Genomic DNA, 18,055 nt, shown 5'->3' on the forward strand with positions numbered 1-18,055 from the left:
CAGGCGCAGCACCAACGCCAACCCTCGACCATCGTCTCATGTCCTATAAGGCATAGTACTCACATGCTAACCAGTGTATCATAGCAGAAAACTTCTGTAACTGAGACTTTCGCTCTGGGCCCATCCGCTTAATCGGATAAACAAAAATCCCCTATATTCGCCAAACTGCGAGCCATGCCTGCATCAGACAAATGACAACGCCGTTCCCGAACAGGGGATACTCGCAATAATGTGCAACTGATAAACGGAGTGACTCCGCGCCTTGATCGAACAATCAAACAAGGCGGGACGATCTCCGCTTCGTTTTACTCCGGTTTATCTGCCAACGTTACGCTCACCTTTTCCACTTTTCCATCGCGGTAGAACGTCACTTCCAGTGTATCGCCGATTTTCTTTTTGTCGTACAAGTATTTCCGCAGATCCAGCGTAGAGGTAATCGGTTGCCCGTCAAATTCCGTAATGACGTCGTTCAGCTTCAGGCCGGCTTCGGCAGCCGGACCGGATGCCTCCAGCACCACCACCCCGCTGTCTACATGCGAAGGCAGCTTCAAATCCTTGCGCTGCTCATCGTCGAGCGGAGCGTACGGGTTGCTAAGATCAACGGTGTACACGCCCAGATATGGACGCGTTACCTTGCCGTGCAGCAGGAGGGCATCCACCGTTTTCATCACTTCATTCATCGGGATCGCAAAACCAAGCCCCTCTACGCCCGTATCCGAAATTTTCATCGTATTGATGCCGACGACCTTGCCGTTCAGGTCCACCAGCGCACCGCCGCTGTTCCCTTCATTGATCGCTGCATCCGTCTGAATGACGTTTTGCTCCCAATCGTACACGCCATCCTGGTTGATCGACACCGGCAGAATGCGATCCGTGTAACTGACGATGCCGGAGGTCAACGTACCTCCCAGTCCGAGCGGATTACCGATGGCCAGCACCGTTTGCCCGCGCTGCAGCTTGCTCGAATCGCCGATCTCGGCAGCCGGGCCAAGCCCTTCCGCATCCGCAGACAGCACGGCAATATCGCTCACCCTATCCTGACCGACCAGTTTGGCTTTGTGCGTTTCGCCATCTACCGTCACAATTTCCAAGTCGCTGGAACCTTCAATAACGTGATGGTTGGTCATGATGAAGGCTTTGCCGTCTTCCTTCTTGAAGATAACACCGGAACCGAGCGCGGACTCCTCCATCGACAGACTGCTGCCCGTTTTGTGATTGACGATGCTGACGACGGAAGGACGGACCTTCGCAGCCGCCTGGATAATCCGGTCATACGGATCGGCTGCTTGCGCCGCTTGAACCGAGCCTCCGCTTCCGCTGCCAATGACGTTGGACAACGGGACTGCTGTCGGCTGCGAAATGAAGCTGTAAAGCATCACCGTCACGACCGAGCTAATCACCGAACTGATGACAGCCACTTTGACGGTCGAACCGAATCCGGAGCGGGAACGCGATCTGCGCGGGTTCTGCCAGCGATCGCGCCCGCCGGGGCGGAGAATCTGAAGCTTGCCTTTCTGTACAGGCTCGGCGCGTCTTGATACCTTGGTTGAATAAAAGTCGTCTCCAAACAATCCCATCGTGATCCTCTCCCCTTCGTTGTCACGCATCAAGACCTTGACTGCCGCCTGCCCTAATGTTCGTCGCGAACATGAACCGTCGCGCATCCCCGCATCGTTCACGCAAGCGACGGACAAAATTTCCGATCACTATTCCTTCAGCATGCTGCATCCATCATATTGGCGCTTGCCCGTTTTGCTACTTCATGCTCATTTTCGGAAATCTTTCATATCGTTACATTTTCGAAGGCAGCGGATGCCATCGACTATGTATAACAACATCGCTTCCATCCCGGTTCGCCATGCTGTTTGCAGCCTGATATTTATGCATAAAGCTTCTCGATTCCACACGAACTTATGGCCTTTAATCCAGCCCTCTATATACTAAACACGAAATATTCCAAAAAGTTGCATAATCATGAAGATGATCGTAAATTCTCTGCATTTTTTCTGTCTTCCGCACCCTGCGGCTAATTAGTCACACTATCTATCACCACAAAAACAGCCCTGCTAACCGCCTATTTCCGGCGTAAATAAAATAATTTCCAGTCCTGCCGAGCCGTCCCTTTCAGCATACACGCCATTCCAGCCAATTTGTAGAGGGAAAAAGAGGAATGTTTTCCACGTCCTCTGACTACAATAATAGTAAAAGATATTCGAAGCTTCATAGAAGGAGGGTTAACGTTGAATCGCACACGCACACTCACAGCTATGGAAGAGGTTCATATGGCATCCAAACTGGCCGACCTGAAGGAAGAGCATTATCGTAACACGCTTGCGCTCAGTACGATGATCGAACTGCTGGTGGACAAAGGCATACTCACCCGCGAAGAGGTGGAACGCAAGGCTGCCGAACTCGACAGCTTTATGGCTGACCCACCCTATCCCATGGCGTAGGTCGGTCGTAATACGTGTCGCACAGCTTGAACTCATGGTCCTTATAAAAGCAACCGCGGCTCTCCATGGCATCGCGCACCGACATTCTGGCCAAATCGATCATATTATGGTCCAAGCTAAGGTGCGCCAGATAGGTGCGCTTGAGGCGCCCGTTCATCAGCTCGCTGAGCGCCGCTCCTGCCGCCTCGTTCGAGAGGTGCCCGATATCGCTCAGAATGCGACGTTTCGTATTCCACGGATAACGTCCCATGCGCAGCAGCTCCACGTCGTGATTCGCCTCCAGAACGAGCACATCCGAATCTGCAATCGCGTCGCGCACCTTATCGCTCATATAGCCGAGGTCGGTCGCCACCGCCAGCTTCTCGCTGCCGTCATCGAACGTATAGCCGACCGGCTCTGCGGCATCATGGGAGATGCCGAACGATTCGACGCGCAAGGAACCGAAATCCTTGTTCTCCCCCGTCTCGAAAATACGCCGGTTTTCCTCCGGAATGGCTCCGACCGATTTCTCCAGCGCTTTCCACGTGTTCGTGTTCGCATAGATTGGTAAATTATATTTGCGGGAGATCGCGCCTAGTCCTTTAATATGATCCGAATGTTCGTGCGTGACCAAAATTCCGTCCAGCTCGGCTCCCGAAATCTCCCGTTCCAGAAACAGCGCCTCCAGCCGCTTCGCACTGAGCCCAGCATCGATCATCAACGAGGTTCCCCCATGCTGGATGACTGTTGCATTTCCCGTCGAACCGCTGGACAACACGGTAAAATATATCCCCATAACGCATTACTCCTCTAGTTTGTCTGTCTTGGGACTGAATACATCCCCGCTGATACCCTGCACGTACAGAATCTCGCCGCTTTCCAGCACGAACCGCCATGCCGGCATCGCCACTTGCATATCCGAGTTGAATAACTGACCATAATATCCCAATTGAATATCCTTCACGATGGCATCATTGGGCAAAAAGTTCTCGATCAGCGTTCCCAGCGCCTTCGACGCCGGGAGCACCTGCTGCTCGCTGTCCTCCGTTGTCGTGATCCGCACCGGCGTCTGACGGTAACCCGTAATTTTCTGATCGCTGTAGAACAGCTCCAGGCTGACGTTGAAGAGCGGCCATTTCCCGTCCACCAACGGATGAAGAACGAAGGCCCCATCTTCGGCCATCAGTTGATCAAGTCGATAACTGCCGATTTGTACAATTTCATCTTTTAGCGCATTTTCCAACTCGCCCTGTGCAAAGATCAGCTTGCTGTCGATCGGTTGATCGAGATTGACTTCAAGGCCCGCCTTATCCTCTTCAATGAACTCATAGGACAGTTTCGGCAGCTTCGGCGTTTCACTCGGGATGGGGGCAAGCACTTGAATGCCCTTTTCCTCCATCGCCAGCTGGGTATTGTCCGCCAGGGAGGTGAAGTCCAGATTGGCTCCGGCCGTCTCCCGGGCATCCACCCAGATCTGATAACCAAGCACCAGGTTAAGCAGCAAAAAGGCGTAGATCAACACATTTTTCGCGCGTCCCCAATCCAACAACCTCACCTCCGCTATGACATGATTCAAAAGAAAACCGTTACACTAGGCCATTCCTATGACACCGTGGTCTCTTCTCCGTTCGTGAAACGGATGACCCATACGGGGATCAGCTTCAAGCCATCCTCCGTCGCAGACGGGCGGTATGCCGGATATACGTCCTCTACCTGACGAGTGGAGCCGGTCACCTTTTCGATCAGTGCCTTCAGCTTGTCCCCTCCCGAGAGCTTGACCGCCTTTTTGGTCTCCGAGCCTTCGTTCAGGTACTCCAGCGAACGTTCATAACTCGACACCGTTTCCTGCTGCATTTCCATGCTGATCGTACCGAAACGGAATTGCGCCAGATCGAGAATCGGAAAACTGCCATAGTACTGCTGGAATTGGAGACTGGTCCGGTTATCGCTAGATTCGATCATCATGCGGGACCTGCCCTTCCACCCGCCATGCTGGTTGACGAAATCCACCGCAGACAGCGCATCCTTGGCCGGGTCGCTCTGACCCGCCGGCGGTGCCGCAGGATCGGTATACGTCATCCAGCGCTGCTCCTGTTTGATTTGCAGACTGCGCTTGCTGTCCGTATAAATCTCCGATCCGTCCTTTTCCCGAATGTTTCGGGTCATGCTTGGATCGAAGAACAGGCTGCGCTGCATCTGCTCGACCGTGAATTGGCCTGTCGGCACCTCGGCTTCGATCGTTTCCAGCGCCGCCCTTGGAATGTAATATCCGCCTTCCATCAACGTATACGGCGTCCAATTGCTGCCGAAATCCACATGCTGCTGCACGTCCTGCACGGTCAGGTCGGCCTGTGCAGCTTCGTATACCACATCACCTTTGGCACTAAAGAACAGCGCATGCACCTTAGAGTCGTTTTTGGCCGTATAAATGGAAATTCGGTTGATCGTCTCTCCCTGGAACAGCGAGTCCGTGCCAAGCCGCATTACCCGCTGCAGCAATTGCACGGGAATGCCTTCTTTGAAAGACAGCTCAAAGCCTTGATTCTCCTTGCGAATCTTCTCCCAATTCACGGATTGCACGTTTCGGCGCTGGAAATCCTCAAACGTCCGGCCCTGAATCCGCGAATAGATCAACTGATAAAAGGTATTGCCCGGATAGAACACGGTATGTTTATCCCCACCCAAATGAATAATCATCTGATCGGGGAAGATCAATTCCTCAATATTGCGCTCCTGGCCCATATTCTCGGTTTTGACATAGTTTGTCTCGGAGGTGACTACCGAATCGCCGCCGCCAGGCAGACGATAAATCAAGAAATAGCTCTGCACGAGGCTCGCAGCTACCAGCGAAGCAAGCACGAGTGACTTAATGCGTTCCTTCACTGTGCTCACCTCCTTCGCTCCGCATCGGCAGCTTAAACGTAACCGTTGTGCCGACGTCCAGCTCCGATTCGAGCGAGATGCTGCCGTCATGCGCTTTTACGATTTCCCGGGCAATGGACAGTCCGAGCCCTGTGCCGCCCATGCTGCGGGATCTGGCCTTGTCTACCCGGTAAAACCGCTCAAAAATGCGGTCCAGGTCCCGCTGCGGAATACCCACCCCGGTATCGCTCACCGAAACGGCCAGCGTATTCCCGCCTTCGCGCCTTGCCGAAATCGTAATCGTGCCGCCCTCCAACGTGTATTTCAGCGCATTGGACACCACGTTGTCCAGCACCTGGTCAATCTGGTCGCGATCCAGCGGAACAAGCGGCATCCCGTTTTCCACCGACAACACGGACTGAATATCCTTCTGATGCATCTGGAAGGAGAAACGGTCCGTCACTTCCTCCAGCATTTCCAGCACATCGGTCGGCTGTTTACGGAGTCGCGCCTCTTTGGAATCGAGCCGCGACAGATGCAGCAAATCGGTAACCAGCCGAATCATACGCTCCGTCTCGTTTTGGATGACGCCCACGAAACGGCCCGCCAGCTGCGGATCTTCCAGTGCGCCGTCATCAAGCGCTTCGGCATAACTCTTGATGGTTGTGAGCGGCGTGCGCAGCTCATGGGAGACGTTGGCGACGAACTCCCTCCGCGACGCTTCCAGTTCTTCTTGCTCCGTGACGTCCTGCAGCACGGCAATCGTCCCCGTAATGCCCAGGTCGCGCCGATGCACAGGCGTGAATGTCATGCGGATGACGACAGGCTCCTCCTGCCCGGCTGGCGCAATCTGCAGCAACGTCGATCCGGTGAATCCGCTCGCCAGCGCCTCGGCATCCTCCGGATCTATGCCGAGCAGCACGGCAAAATGCCTGCCCTCGATATCCGCAGGACGCATGCCCAGAATGCTGCTGGCGCGGCGGTTCACCAGTATGACTTTGCCATATTCATCGGTTGCCACCACGCCGTCGCTCATATTGGTCAGAATCGAAGTCAACTTTTCCTTCTCTTCTTCGTTCTGGGAAAGAGCATCGCGCAGCCTGCTCGTCATATAGTTAAAGGCCCGGCTGAGCTGTCCGATCTCATCCGTGCCGAATACGGGCGTCTGCTGGTCGAAGTTGCCTTCGGCCACCGCCGTGGCCCGCCGCGTGACTTCTTTGATTGGCTGGGTGATCGTATGCGACAGGATCACGCCAAGCACTGCCGTTAGCACCAGGGCGATCAGAATGCCCGAAATGAAAATTTTGTTGATGCCTTCCATGGTGGCGTACAACTCGCTCATCGAAGCGGCGATGTACACTGCGCCGATAATTTTGCCGCCGGACATGACCGGCTTGGCGACGACCTTTTTGCGCACATTATCTTCGTCGACAATGTACTCTTCATTATCCCGAATGCCTTGCAAGGCACGACTAACTACGGTCTGCGTGTTTTTCCGCCCCACGTAATCGGAGTGCGAGCTTAAAGAGGTCGTCAGCACCTTCCCGCTGGCATCGAGAACCTGAATCTCCGCACCGTTGATATTGAACAGATTGTTCACCAACACGCGCAGGTTTTCCGTACGGTCTTCACCAGCCTCCGGGTCGCCGCCAGCCAGCGTTTCGCCCACCAGCACAGACAACATTTCAGCCCGGGCCTGCAAATCCTCCGTAAAATTGCTCGTTAACGAATTCTTCATCGCGCTGACGAAATAAACCCCGATCAGTTGCATCGCAATCAGGATTAGCAGCACATAGATAATAATCAGCTTGGCTTGAATCGTGCGAAAGAACGAAAACTTCAAGAAGCGGCTCATTACAGACCTACGCTTTTGGGGCTGCGCACCAGATAACCGAGACCGCGCCGGGTCAAGATCGTTTCCGGCTTGCTCGGATTCTCCTCAATCTTCTCACGCAGGCGGCGAATCGTCACGTCGACGGTCCGCACATCCCCGAAGTATTCGTAACCCCATACTGCCTGCAGCAGATGTTCGCGCGTCATCACCTTGCCCGAATTTTTCGCCATATAATAGAGAAGCTCATACTCGCGATGAGTCAGGTCGAGCGGTTCGCCTCCTTTGTACGCTGTATACATGTCCATATCGAACGCCAGGTCGAACAAACGCAGCACTTGCTTCTCATCATCCTCTGGTGCCTCCGTTGACGCTGCAGCGATGACCGGCTTCTGCCGCCTGCGCATCTGTGCCTTTACCCGGGCAAGCAGCTCGCGCGTACTGAACGGTTTCGTGACGTAATCATCCGCGCCCAGCTCCAGCCCGAGTACCTTGTCGATCTCGCCATCCTTGGCGGTCAGCATGATAATGGGCATCTCCAAATGAGTGCGAACTTCACGGCATACGTCCATGCCGTCTTTGCCCGGCAGCATCAAATCCAGCAGCATCAGGTCCGGCTTCTCGGATAGCGCCAGCTCAACCGCACGAATGCCGTCAAAGGCACAAATGACCTCATACCCTTCTTTCTCCAGATTAAACTTCAGAATGTCCGCGATAGGCTGCTCGTCGTCAACCACCAGAATCTTTCCCTGCATCTGCTGTATTCCCCCCTATATCCTGCATGATCCGCCGCAGCGGTCTATTTCTCTTTTCTATATAAGCAACGCTTCGCTTCTCCAGATTGGTTCTGCCTCTCCGTTAGCGTGTAAAAATTGAGTTCAGCCTATATGCATGCTCATTCTCTATATAACGCACAAACGATGCTGCTATTTCCCGGTGGCGAAGCTTGTCTCCCCATTTCGGAAATCACACATGTTTGTCCTACATTGGATGGATTATAATCAATAGTTTAACATACCTTGAGCGGCGTAACATCCCGAACCGGCGTCTCAATACTCAGAAATTGAAAGTTTTTTACATATTGATGATCATCGCAATAACATGTGCGGGAACCCGCCTGACCTCAGTCCCTGATCGGTCCAACGGTTCCTCTATCTTCCAGAACCAGAAAACCGAAGTCCTGCCATCGCAAAAAGGCCAGCCTAAGCTGACCCATAGATATAGCGGTTCGCACAGCAGCATTCGCAGCCACCACAATCCGCCTTATATTCAGTTCTAATTCAAATAAGTGAGCGGGTTTTCCACCGTTCCGTTGTTATGGATCTCAAAATGAAGATGGGTTCCGGTAGAGCGTCCCGTATTGCCCATAACGCCGATGCTTTCGCCTTTTTCGACGACTTGTCCTACCTTGACGCCGATGCTGTCCAGATGACCGTATAACGTTTCGTATCCGTTGCGATGGTTGATGATGATCACATTGCCATAACCGGTCTTCTGGCCTGCAAACGTCACTACGCCTTCGTCGGACGCCTTCACGTCCCGATTGCCGACCAGGTCGATGCCTTTATGCTGGCGGCCCCAGCGTTGTCCGTAGCTGCTGGATATGGAAGCGCTCGATACCGGCCAGGCAAACGCGCCAGTCCCTTCGCCCACGACCTTGGTTCCTTTCAGAACCACTTCCGTTACGGCAGCCTTCACGACTTCCTGACCCAGCCATTCTTCCTTAACGACCTCGCCATTCTCCTTGGTGACGCGGTACTGCATGTTTTTCAGGCCGCTCTGCCCCGGGCGGACCACTTTGGTCGTGCCAGCTTTCAGATCGGCGCTTTTGCGCACCTCGACTTGCGGTTTAATCTCGATTTGTTCCACGATCTGTTCGACCGACTTGACGGTCACGGCCGGTTTCGGCACCGTCAGCGTCAGTTTATCGCCGATTTGCATCGACGTTTCCTTGATTCCGGGATTGTTCTTGCGAATCTCCGCCTGCGTAATCTCGAATCTCGCTGCGATGGAGGAAATCGTGTCTCCTTCCTGCACAACGTAAGTTACCGGCGAGTCCTTGCCTACGGTCAAAGCCTTGACCGCTTCGGACACGTCCCAAATTTTGTTGGGATCGGCTTTTACGGCGTCGGTGGAAACCTCCTCCTGGATGTCGACCGACTTCAGCGTGGTGCTGGGTCCATCTGCCTTGGAGGAAGAATTCGCCGATACCGACTTCGTCTTGAGCGGGCTGCTCACGGCCGCTGCCGATATGTATTTGCTCTGCACCTGTTCGAGTACCTTGTTCGCCGTTTCCTCGTCTTTCACGATGCCGATGACTTCACCGTCCACCTTGATTTCGACGCCTTTGGCGTAAGCTGTCAGCATATCGCTCAACTTATCCAACGTACCCTGACTGTCCACTTGAGGCTTGTAGGATTTCGCCGTTTCCGTCGTAATGCCTTCGGTATTCAGGACCATCTCTGCGTCCGGATATTTATTTTGGTATTCCTGCGTTTTGTCTGCGAATAGTTGTTGCAATTGTGCCTCGTCCGAGATGCTTCCGACAGGATTGCCTTTAACCAATACGTTGTAATACGTAAGCGTGTTGGCCGCTATGTATTGCTTGGCTGCGAATCCGATCGAAGCTGCGATGAATATCCCGCATGATGCGGCGATGATCCATTTGCGCGAGGTCCAGGCGCGCGCTTTCGTTACACTGAAGTTGGACATGCTCATGCTGTTCTTGTCTTCGGCCTTCGGGTGTTTTCCGGATGGTTCGTGTTTCCGGATTTTTTTGCCCGGTTGGCTTATGCCTTTGAAACCTTTCATGATTCTCTCCTTTTCAGCACTTCTAAAACCGCATTCTGTAAAGACATTACCCATCGTGTCTGTCTTATGCCTGTCAATGGTTATATTGGGTGTCCGCAAAAATCAGGACTTTAGCTGCGTTTGTAAAAGTGTCAAAATTTTAACCTTTCATCACACCCGTTTACTTTAACACAGGTTTTACAGGCATTTCAACTACAGCGATCACGGCTCAAATTTGCGCTCCCAGGCCGTTTTCCTTATTTATGCATAATGTGGAAGACCATCGCCGTCTGTGTCGATGCATTTTTTCCAAACCGGATTCACCCAAAAGCAAAGCCATTAGGAGTAGGTTCTAAGACCCAGTTTAACATCTTGATGATGCGCATTCACACCTTGCCTGGCTTGGGGTTTCACCTTCTATGAAAGAGCCGACCATCCTGTACGGCCGACCTCATCATAGCGGAATTTCGATCCGTTCATCCGATGGCGTCCCAAGTTTTAGCGAATGTTCCAATGTAGTTTTGATCGTCCGGCAACCACGTATACAGTGAATTATTTTCCAGTGGAGAATGCCTGCGATGAATCGGCCACAGGATCTCAAAGATGTAATTGCGCTAATTCTCTCCCAGCTCCCAAGAGCCAAAAAAGCCACCGGGAAGGGGATAATCCCGTTCCGATGGCTTTTCTATTACATGTCCTGACCAGCATGCGTGCATAAGTCTCTATTCCGGCCCTAGGCCTTGAAAGTATCCTGCTCGTTTAACCTCTTCATTCCGCCTGCAGTACTTCCATCAGGCCGTCGTATTCTTCGCTCGTTAAATACTTGGAAATGACCTGCTCAATCTCTCGCAATTCTTCTTCCGTCAATCCGCCCTCCATGGCGCTCGATATTTGCTGCATCTCCTGTTGCGGCAGCTTGCTCATGAGCAGACTGAAGATCTTCTCTTTCTCCGCCTGCGGCAAGCTGTCTTTTTTGTTCGTAATATCGTCCGGTGATACAACGACCGCTCCGGTCTCTGCGGAAGCTTTGCCTTCCTCCGTTCCATTGGACGCGTCTGTGGTACCAGCGGTTCCATTGGACGTCCCTGCTGTACCAGCGCCAGCATTTGCACCGGTTCCCGATCCTGTTTCAGAATTGGCTCCTAGATCCGATTTTTCATTTAAGTTGCCCTGGCCTGAATCCGGGTTGCCCTGCGATGCATCCTGCGAGGCTTTTTCCTCACTCTTCGTGCTCCCGTCACCTTCGTTCCCCATCACTGAAATGGCACCCTCGGGCACCTTCTCCTCCTCGGCCCCGACGGGTTTATCGGTCGGTTCCGACTCAGGCTCACTCTTCTTTTCGTTGGTTTTGCTCCCGCCCAGAGCACCCTGAAACATGGAGGTTAATCCAAGCGATGACCCTTCCCATTCAATATTGAAGCTTGCCAGCAGCGATTTTACGTACGATTGCACTATCAGTCCGGTTGTCAGCAGCGTCAATGAGCTGACCAGCACAACCGTGAGCAGCATTTTTACAAACCATTGCAGCAGTTTCATTTCTCTTCACTCCCTCCGATGATCCGTCCTCCAGCCTGTCCGGGTGACGGCTAAGCCAAATCGGCTGTTAACCAGTATTGACGGAAAATCGGGGTTTCATATCAGATCAAATGCGAAAAAGCCCCAAGCGACGCCAGATAGGCAGTACTTGGGGCTTACTTATTTATAATGATGGATCAGACGTAGATCGGCATAACCTGATTCGTCTGTTCACGGTTACGGCCTACCGAGAAGATGGCAATCGGAATGCCTGTCAGCTCGGATACGCGTTTGATGTAGTTTTGCGTGTTCACTGGCAGATCTTCCAGCTTTTTCGCTCCCGTGATATCTTCACTCCAGCCTGGCAGCTCCTCGTAAACCGCCTCGCACTCCGCCAGCATTTTCAAGCTAGCCGGATAATGAGTGATGATCTCGCCTTTGTATTTGTATCCGGTACAGATTTTCACGGTTTCCAATCCTGTCATCACGTCCAGCGAGTTCAGGGACAGGCCAGTGATACCGCTCACACGACGGGCGTGACGAACAACGACGCTGTCGAACCAGCCAACGCGGCGAGGACGTCCGGTAACCGTACCGTACTCATGACCCGTTTCGCGGATCTGGTCGCCAACAGCATCAAACAGTTCCGTTGGGAATGGACCATCGCCTACGCGTGTTGTATACGCCTTAGCCACGCCGATGACCTGCTGAATGCGTGCCGGGCCAACGCCGGAACCGATACATACGCCGCCTGCGGATGGGTTCGAAGACGTTACGAACGGGTAGGTACCTTGGTCGATGTCGAGCATAACGCCTTGCGCGCCTTCAAACAGCACCTTTTTGTTCTCGTCGATGAACTCGTTCAGGACGACGGAAGTATCGCGCACGTATGGACGAAGAACCTCGGCATACTCCAGGTAATCCTTCAGGATTTGCTCTACATCCACCGGCTCGCCATCGTATACTTGCTCAATGACGCGATTTTTCTCCTGCACCAGATGGCGCAGCTTCAGTTCGAACTCTTCGGCATCCATCAGGTCCGCCATGCGGATTCCGATACGGGCTGCTTTGTCCATGTAACAAGGACCGATCCCTTTGCCTGTCGTACCGATTTTGTTCGGTCCTTTACGCTCTTCTTCCAGCGCATCCAGTACCATGTGATATGGCAGAATGATATGTGCCCGGTCGCTGATCGTCAGGTTTTTCGTTGTAAAGCCATTGTCATGAATATAATTAATCTCTTCAATAAGTGCCTTCGGGTTAATGACCATGCCGTTGCCGATGACGCAAGCTTTGTCAGTGTTGAAAATCCCCGATGGAATCATCGTCAGCTTATATTTTTTGTTATCGATCAAAATCGTATGGCCTGCATTGTTACCTCCTTGGTAACGTGCGACCACGTCCGCGCTTTCCGCGAGATAATCCGTGATTTTGCCTTTTCCTTCGTCTCCCCATTGCGTTCCCACTACAACTACCGTTGACATGTGCATTCCTCCGTGGGTGCCTTGCGCACCTTTTATTGATCTGTCCGTCCTCTATCTCGGCAGGCAAATGAATGTGAAAACACCGGCGGAGAAGCGTGCTAACGGACAGTGAAAACTCCTTCGTTACATTGGAAGGAAGGTTTTCGCTGCTTTAACGCAGCAGTAATAGTGTACCAGTCCCCATTTTCAAAGTCAAATCAATAAACGAACTAATCATATATTTTTCGTTGTTAATGTTCGGAAATACACCTAAGTTGCGGCTGAATGTATCCATTATTGTTCCAAAAGCACGCAAAGAAAACCGGCTATGCCTGCGCCCTGGAAGCAGGATGGCATGCCGATTTCTTATGGCAACACGGAATTGCGCAAAACGGCGCAACTCCATCATTGCATATAATGCTTTACGCATCAGAGGTCTGTACTACATCGCGAATGCATCGTTATGCGCCCGCTCGTAGTTGACGAATTTGTTGAACTGCTTCAGGAAGACCAACTCTACCGTACCTACCGGACCGTTACGCTGTTTGGCGATAATGATCTCGATAATGTTCTTCTTCTCGGTCTCCTGGTTGTAATAATCATCCCGGTACAAAAACGCCACGATATCGGCATCCTGCTCGATCGAACCCGATTCCCGCAAGTCACTCATCATTGGGCGCTTGTCCTGCCGCTGCTCCACGCCCCGGCTGAGCTGGGACAACGCGATAACCGGAACTTCAAGCTCACGGCCGATCTGCTTCAGCGTACGGGAAATCTCGGAGACCTCCTGCTGGCGGTTCTCCCCTGCTTTGCCGCGGCCGCTGATGAGCTGCAGGTAATCGATCAGAATCATGCCAAGCCCCTTCTCTTTTTTGAGACGGCGGCATTTGGCCCGAATGTCGGCTACCGTGATCCCCGGTGTATCGTCAATATAGACTTCCGCTTCCGACAATGCTGCAATGCCCATCGTCAGCTTCTGCCAGTCCTCGTCGCCCTTGAAATCCCCGTTACGCATGACACCTGCATCCAGGTTCGCCTCGGCGCAGATCATCCGCTGCACAAGCTGTGCCGCCGACATCTCCAGACTGAAGATGGCTACCGTCTCCTGCGCACGAATGGCCACGTTCTGGGCGATATTCAGTGCAAAGGCGGTTTTACCTACGGAAGGACGTGCCGCTACAATGATCAAGTCACTGCGCTGAAAACCTGCGGTCATCTTGTCCAAATCGATAAATCCGGACGGAATGCCTGTTGTTGTTCCCCTGTTCTGATGCAGCGTCTCGACACGGTCGAACACTTCCATCAGAACATCGCGGATGGCAATAAAGCCGCTGCTGGAGCGACGATTGGAAATTTCCAGGATGCGCCGCTCGGCTTCCCCGAGCATGGCCGATACATCCTCTCCGCCTGCATAACCTTCGCTCACAATCTGCGTGGCGGTACGGATGAGTCGCCGCAGCATCGATTTTTCTTCGATGATCTGGGCGTAATAATCGACATTGGCTGCCGTAGGCACGCCATGGGCCAGCTTCGCAAGATAGCTGACGCCGCCGGCCTCCTCCAGCTCGCCTTTGTCCTTCAAACGCGAAGTCAGCGTGACAAGGTCAATCGGCTGATTTTCCTCGCCAAGCTGAATCATCGTTTCATAGATGAGTTGATGCGGCTTGTCATAGAAATCCTCGGTTTGCACCCGTTCCATCGCTGTAATCAGGGCCTCGCCCTGAAGCAGGATTGCACCCAGCACGGCCTGCTCGGCTTCCAGGTTCTGCGGGGGAATCCGGTCGAATAACATTTCGCCGCCCATCTTACTCCTCCGTTACCTGTACCTTGATAGTCGCTTTGACTTCAGGATGAACCTTCACCGTTACTTGTGTTACGCCGAGCGTACGGATTGGATCGTCCAGTTCGATTTTGCGTTTATCGATTTTCAAGCCTTTGGCTGCAAGCGCCTCGGCGATTTGTTTGCTTGTGATGGCCCCGAACAGGCGACCGCCTTCACCCGCTTTGGCTTTCAGTTCGGTGACTTCAGCCTCCAGCTTTTTGCCGAGCACTTCCGCTTCCGCTTTTTCTTCTTGTTTGCGGCGCTCTTCGGCTGCATTCTGGTTCTCCAGCGTTTTCATGTTTCCGTCGGTAGCCAGACGCACCAGCCCGCGCGGCAGAAGGAAATTCTGTGCATATCCTTCCGATACTTCCTTCACTTGTCCTTTTTTCCCCTGACCTTTAACATCTTTTATAAAAATGACTTTCATTCGAACAGCCCCTCTTCCTTTTCGATTTCAGCCAGTACGTTCATCAGCCGTTTTTCTGCCTCTCCCAGCGATCCTTCCAGCTGAACAGCCGCATTGGTCAAATGCCCGCCGCCGCCGAGCCGTTCCATGACGACCTGTACGTTCATGCGGCCGAGCGATCTTGCACTGATTCCGATCAGCCCGTCCGGACGCTCGCTGATCACAAATGAAGCGACGACGTCGTTCATGTTCAGCAAGGTGTCCGCCACTTGGGCGATCATCATTTGCGGGAGCTTGCTGCCGCGTTCAGTGACCGCAAGCGCAATGTTCCCATATACCATTTTAGCATGCTTTATGATTTCTGCCTTAGCAATATATTCTGACAGATTTTCTTTCATCAGCCGTTGGATCATGATGGTATCTGCACCACTTCTGCGCAGGAAGCCGGCCGCCTCGAACGTTCTTGACCCGGTATGCAGCGCGAAATGCTTCGTATCCACCGTAATTCCCGCGAGCAGCGCCGTCGCTTCCAGCGGCGTGAACTGTACTTTGTCATGGATATATTGCAACAGCTCGGTAACAAGCTCGGCAGCCGATGAAGCGTAAGGCTCAAGATAAATCAGCACAGCGTCGTTAATGAATTCCTCGCCGCGGCGGTGGTGATCCACCACGACTACGCGCGTAGCGGCCTGTACCAGCTTGGGCTCCATCGTCATGGAGGCTTTGTGGGTATCGACAACGACGAGCAGCGTGTGCTCGGTCATGACCTGGGTTGCCTGTTCGGGCGAAATAAAGGCTTTGGCCAACTTTTCGTCCTTGTTCACCAGCTCCATCATTCGCTCAATGGACGGATTTACCCCATCCAGGACGATGCGTGCCTCCACATTGTACAGGCTGGCCGCTTTCCACACCCCGATGGAAGCGCCGATCGCATCCATATCGGGCATTTTATGCCCCATAATAATGACCCGATCGCTCTCCTGCATAAGATCCCGCAAAGCATGCGCAATGACCCGGGCGCGAACCCGCGTCCGTTTCTCGACGGCATTGGACTTGCCGCCATAGAAGGACAGCCGCTGTCCCGATTTGACGGCAGCCTGGTCGCCGCCGCGTCCTAGCGCCATATCGAGACTGGACTGAGCAAGCTCTCCCAGCTCGCTAATGCTATCCGAACCAAAGGCCAGCCCGATGCTAAGCGTCATCGGCACCTTGAGATCGGCGGTCATTTCCCGCACCTCGTCCAGAATGACAAACCGGCTCTGCTCCAGTTCCTGCAGCGCCTTGTGGTTCAGCATCATCAGGTAGCGGTCGGACGACAAACGGCGCAAATACACTTCGTACCGCTTCGCCCAAGCCGTGATTTCGCTGGTTACGCGGGCAATCAGCGAGGTGCGCTGCTGGTCGTCCATGCCTTGTGCCGCCTCGTCCAGATTGTCGAGCACCAGAATGCCCAGCGCGATTCGTTCATTTTCGTACTTATCCCGGAGAACAGCCAACTCGGTAATTTCATACACGTACACGTACCGTTCCAGCGGGTTATGGATGACGCCGTAATATCGGTCATCGAGTTGGAACTCGTCGTGCAGTTCCTTGGATGCCGCGTCTTTCGATCCGTCCTTCTTTTCTTTCGGCTGCGGCAGCTTTGGAAACAGATGGCTTAGCGTGCTGCCCACCATCGTTTTCTCCTGAAACATATCCGCCACAAAGCGGTTATGCCATTCTACCGTACGGTCTTCGCTGTACAGCACAATGCCGAAGGGAAGCATGTTTACCGCTTCCCCCTCCATCCGTTTGATGCGTATGGATAATCCGTTAATGTAATCATTCAATTCCCGGCGAAAGGCAAGCTCCGCTTTGATCATGACAATGCCGAGCGCCGAAGCGAGTATCAGGCTGATCAAACCAAGCGTCCAGTTGTAAATGGTCACGAACATGACCAGCAGGAGCAATAGAATAAACGCCCATACGGTATAGTAGCCGTGCCAGCGCTTCTTCAGAAATTTAGGCATGACTCATCACCCTATCGTTTTGGTTTCGAAATTGCCTCTCGAAGCGGGAACGCCAGATCAATGATCCCGATAATCCGAAGCGGCCCAATGAAAAAGACGGCGGCGGCCAGCAGATAGGGGATTACCGGATTCCATTTCCTCACATGGGACAAGAAAAAGAAAAAACCGATAGCTTGAATCATGAAGCCCAAATTGATTAGCGGCGACAGATTGGCCGCGATCATCGTCCAATACGTCCCGTCGCTTTGTCTTGACACGACCTCGAAGATCAATGCAAGGAAGTAGTACCAGATCAACGCGCGTGGCATTCTCCATTCGCGTGCAGGCGGCAATTTGGACACCGTCACCCCCATAACACTCAGGATGGGACGAGCGACTGCATGCGTGATAAGAGCCATCACCATAGAGGTGACAACCAGTGCAAACGGAATCATGAGCTGCGTCTGTCTCGCCACGTCCTGCGTCATTTCCGGCGTCCATACAAAACCGTTAACCATCTGTGTGGATGATCCGGTTAATGGTTCGACCGTCAGTTGAACCACATCGGTAATATAGCCGGACAGGTCGAACTGGAAAAATACAGTGCCTAAAAGCAAAAGGAACAAATATTCCCCCAGCATCGCACCCATTCCTGACATCAAAGCAAACAGAGCCGATTTCCTTTTCTTATAAGCATTACCCATAATCATGGCAGGAATCGTGAAAATCACGAGCAATAACAAATATATGGGACTGATCATCAACAAAATGACGGCTACCGGCACGAGATGCCATACAAAGGACTTCACCGATAAGGACGCGTACAATACGACTCCCGGAACCAGCACGAAAAAGATCGCGAGCACCGATAGAGGCGTTGGCAGCGAAAGCAACAAGAGCAAATACACGACGCTCCAAACGGCCGTTTTAAAGCTAAATTTCAACA

At 52.9% G+C, this 18,055-nt stretch carries 14 protein-coding genes; 1 reads left to right on the forward strand and 13 read right to left on the reverse strand.

Features of this window, described 5'->3' with window-relative positions; all coding sequences use genetic code 11:
* Window positions 1-305 precede the first annotated feature (305 nt).
* A complete protein-coding gene (locus L6H98_RS06110) occupies window positions 306-1,577 on the reverse strand; it encodes a trypsin-like peptidase domain-containing protein (RefSeq protein ID WP_236413620.1) in 1,272 nt (423 codons plus the stop codon).
* Window positions 1,578-2,267: 690 nt separating this feature from the next.
* Here L6H98_RS06110 and L6H98_RS06115 point away from each other — a divergent pair.
* Window positions 2,268-2,453 carry a hypothetical protein gene (locus L6H98_RS06115; protein WP_236413759.1) on the forward strand — a complete coding sequence of 62 codons (186 nt, stop codon included), beginning with the start codon at window positions 2,268-2,270 and terminating at the stop codon, window positions 2,451-2,453.
* On the opposite strand, the gene L6H98_RS06120 is transcribed toward L6H98_RS06115, so the two are convergent.
* The 12 genes from L6H98_RS06120 to L6H98_RS06175 all read right to left on the reverse strand — a co-directional run bounded on the left by L6H98_RS06120 (window position 2,422) and on the right by L6H98_RS06175 (window position 18,053).
* Window positions 2,422-3,228 (reverse strand): MBL fold metallo-hydrolase, encoded by an 807-nt coding sequence (locus tag L6H98_RS06120; protein WP_236413621.1) that lies wholly within the window; start codon window positions 3,226-3,228, stop codon window positions 2,422-2,424. The two genes, L6H98_RS06115 and L6H98_RS06120, sit on opposite strands and share 32 nt — an antisense overlap.
* 6 nt (window positions 3,229-3,234) lie before the next feature.
* Window positions 3,235-3,978, reverse strand: coding sequence for a two-component system regulatory protein YycI (gene yycI / locus L6H98_RS06125; RefSeq protein WP_236413624.1), 744 nt, complete (start codon window positions 3,976-3,978; stop codon window positions 3,235-3,237).
* A gap of 56 nt (window positions 3,979-4,034) precedes the next feature.
* Entirely contained in the window at window positions 4,035-5,315 is a 1,281-nt protein-coding gene (gene yycH / locus L6H98_RS06130; protein ID WP_236413626.1) for a two-component system activity regulator YycH, read from the reverse strand.
* A complete protein-coding gene (gene walK / locus L6H98_RS06135) occupies window positions 5,299-7,149 on the reverse strand; it encodes a cell wall metabolism sensor histidine kinase WalK (protein ID WP_236413628.1) in 1,851 nt (616 codons plus the stop codon). Before walK ends, yycH begins: the two co-directional genes overlap by 17 nt.
* Window positions 7,149-7,880, reverse strand: coding sequence for a response regulator YycF (gene yycF, locus L6H98_RS06140; protein WP_236413630.1), 732 nt, complete (start codon window positions 7,878-7,880; stop codon window positions 7,149-7,151). The genes walK and yycF overlap by 1 nt, the downstream gene beginning before the upstream one ends.
* A gap of 520 nt (window positions 7,881-8,400) precedes the next feature.
* Window positions 8,401-9,936, reverse strand: a complete 1,536-nt coding sequence (locus L6H98_RS06145) for a peptidoglycan DD-metalloendopeptidase family protein (RefSeq protein ID WP_236413632.1) — start codon at window positions 9,934-9,936, stop codon at window positions 8,401-8,403.
* A 747-nt stretch (window positions 9,937-10,683) separates the two neighbouring features.
* Window positions 10,684-11,451, reverse strand: coding sequence for a hypothetical protein (locus L6H98_RS06150; protein WP_236413634.1), 768 nt, complete (start codon window positions 11,449-11,451; stop codon window positions 10,684-10,686).
* Window positions 11,452-11,627: 176 nt separating this feature from the next.
* A complete protein-coding gene (locus L6H98_RS06155) occupies window positions 11,628-12,914 on the reverse strand; it encodes an adenylosuccinate synthase (RefSeq protein WP_236413636.1) in 1,287 nt (428 codons plus the stop codon).
* 421 nt (window positions 12,915-13,335) lie between these two features.
* Entirely contained in the window at window positions 13,336-14,697 is a 1,362-nt protein-coding gene (gene dnaB, locus L6H98_RS06160; RefSeq protein ID WP_236413638.1) for a replicative DNA helicase, read from the reverse strand.
* A gap of 1 nt (window position 14,698) precedes the next feature.
* A complete protein-coding gene (rplI, locus tag L6H98_RS06165; RefSeq protein WP_236413640.1) occupies window positions 14,699-15,142 on the reverse strand; it encodes a 50S ribosomal protein L9 in 444 nt (147 codons plus the stop codon).
* On the reverse strand, window positions 15,139-17,130 hold the full coding sequence (locus tag L6H98_RS06170) for a DHH family phosphoesterase (RefSeq protein WP_236413642.1): 1,992 nt from the start codon (window positions 17,128-17,130) through the stop codon (window positions 15,139-15,141). Before L6H98_RS06170 ends, rplI begins: the two co-directional genes overlap by 4 nt.
* 11 nt (window positions 17,131-17,141) lie before the next feature.
* Window positions 17,142-18,053, reverse strand: a complete 912-nt coding sequence (locus L6H98_RS06175; RefSeq protein WP_236413644.1) for a DUF2232 domain-containing protein — start codon at window positions 18,051-18,053, stop codon at window positions 17,142-17,144.
* Between the last annotated feature and the right edge of the window lie 2 nt (window positions 18,054-18,055).

This window comes from Paenibacillus sp. JJ-223, assembly GCF_927798175.1.
Lineage (GTDB): Bacteria > Bacillota > Bacilli > Paenibacillales > Paenibacillaceae > Paenibacillus > Paenibacillus hubeiensis.

Coding starts and splice junctions, on each gene's coding strand:
- L6H98_RS06115 (WP_236413759.1), top strand. CDS start 2,268: ATGGAAGAGGTTCATATGGCATCCAAACTGGCCGACCTGAAGGAAGAG.
- walK (WP_236413628.1), bottom strand. CDS start 7,149: ATGAGCCGCTTCTTGAAGTTTTCGTTCTTTCGCACGATTCAAGCCAAG.
- L6H98_RS06120 (WP_236413621.1), bottom strand. CDS start 3,228: ATGGGGATATATTTTACCGTGTTGTCCAGCGGTTCGACGGGAAATGCA.
- L6H98_RS06150 (WP_236413634.1), bottom strand. CDS start 11,451: ATGAAACTGCTGCAATGGTTTGTAAAAATGCTGCTCACGGTTGTGCTG.
- dnaB (WP_236413638.1), bottom strand. CDS start 14,697: ATGGGCGGCGAAATGTTATTCGACCGGATTCCCCCGCAGAACCTGGAA.
- yycF (WP_236413630.1), bottom strand. CDS start 7,880: ATGCAGGGAAAGATTCTGGTGGTTGACGACGAGCAGCCTATCGCGGAC.
- rplI (WP_236413640.1), bottom strand. CDS start 15,142: ATGAAAGTCATTTTTATAAAAGATGTTAAAGGTCAGGGGAAAAAAGGA.
- L6H98_RS06155 (WP_236413636.1), bottom strand. CDS start 12,914: ATGTCAACGGTAGTTGTAGTGGGAACGCAATGGGGAGACGAAGGAAAA.
- L6H98_RS06145 (WP_236413632.1), bottom strand. CDS start 9,936: ATGAAAGGTTTCAAAGGCATAAGCCAACCGGGCAAAAAAATCCGGAAA.
- L6H98_RS06170 (WP_236413642.1), bottom strand. CDS start 17,130: ATGCCTAAATTTCTGAAGAAGCGCTGGCACGGCTACTATACCGTATGG.
- L6H98_RS06110 (WP_236413620.1), bottom strand. CDS start 1,577: ATGGGATTGTTTGGAGACGACTTTTATTCAACCAAGGTATCAAGACGC.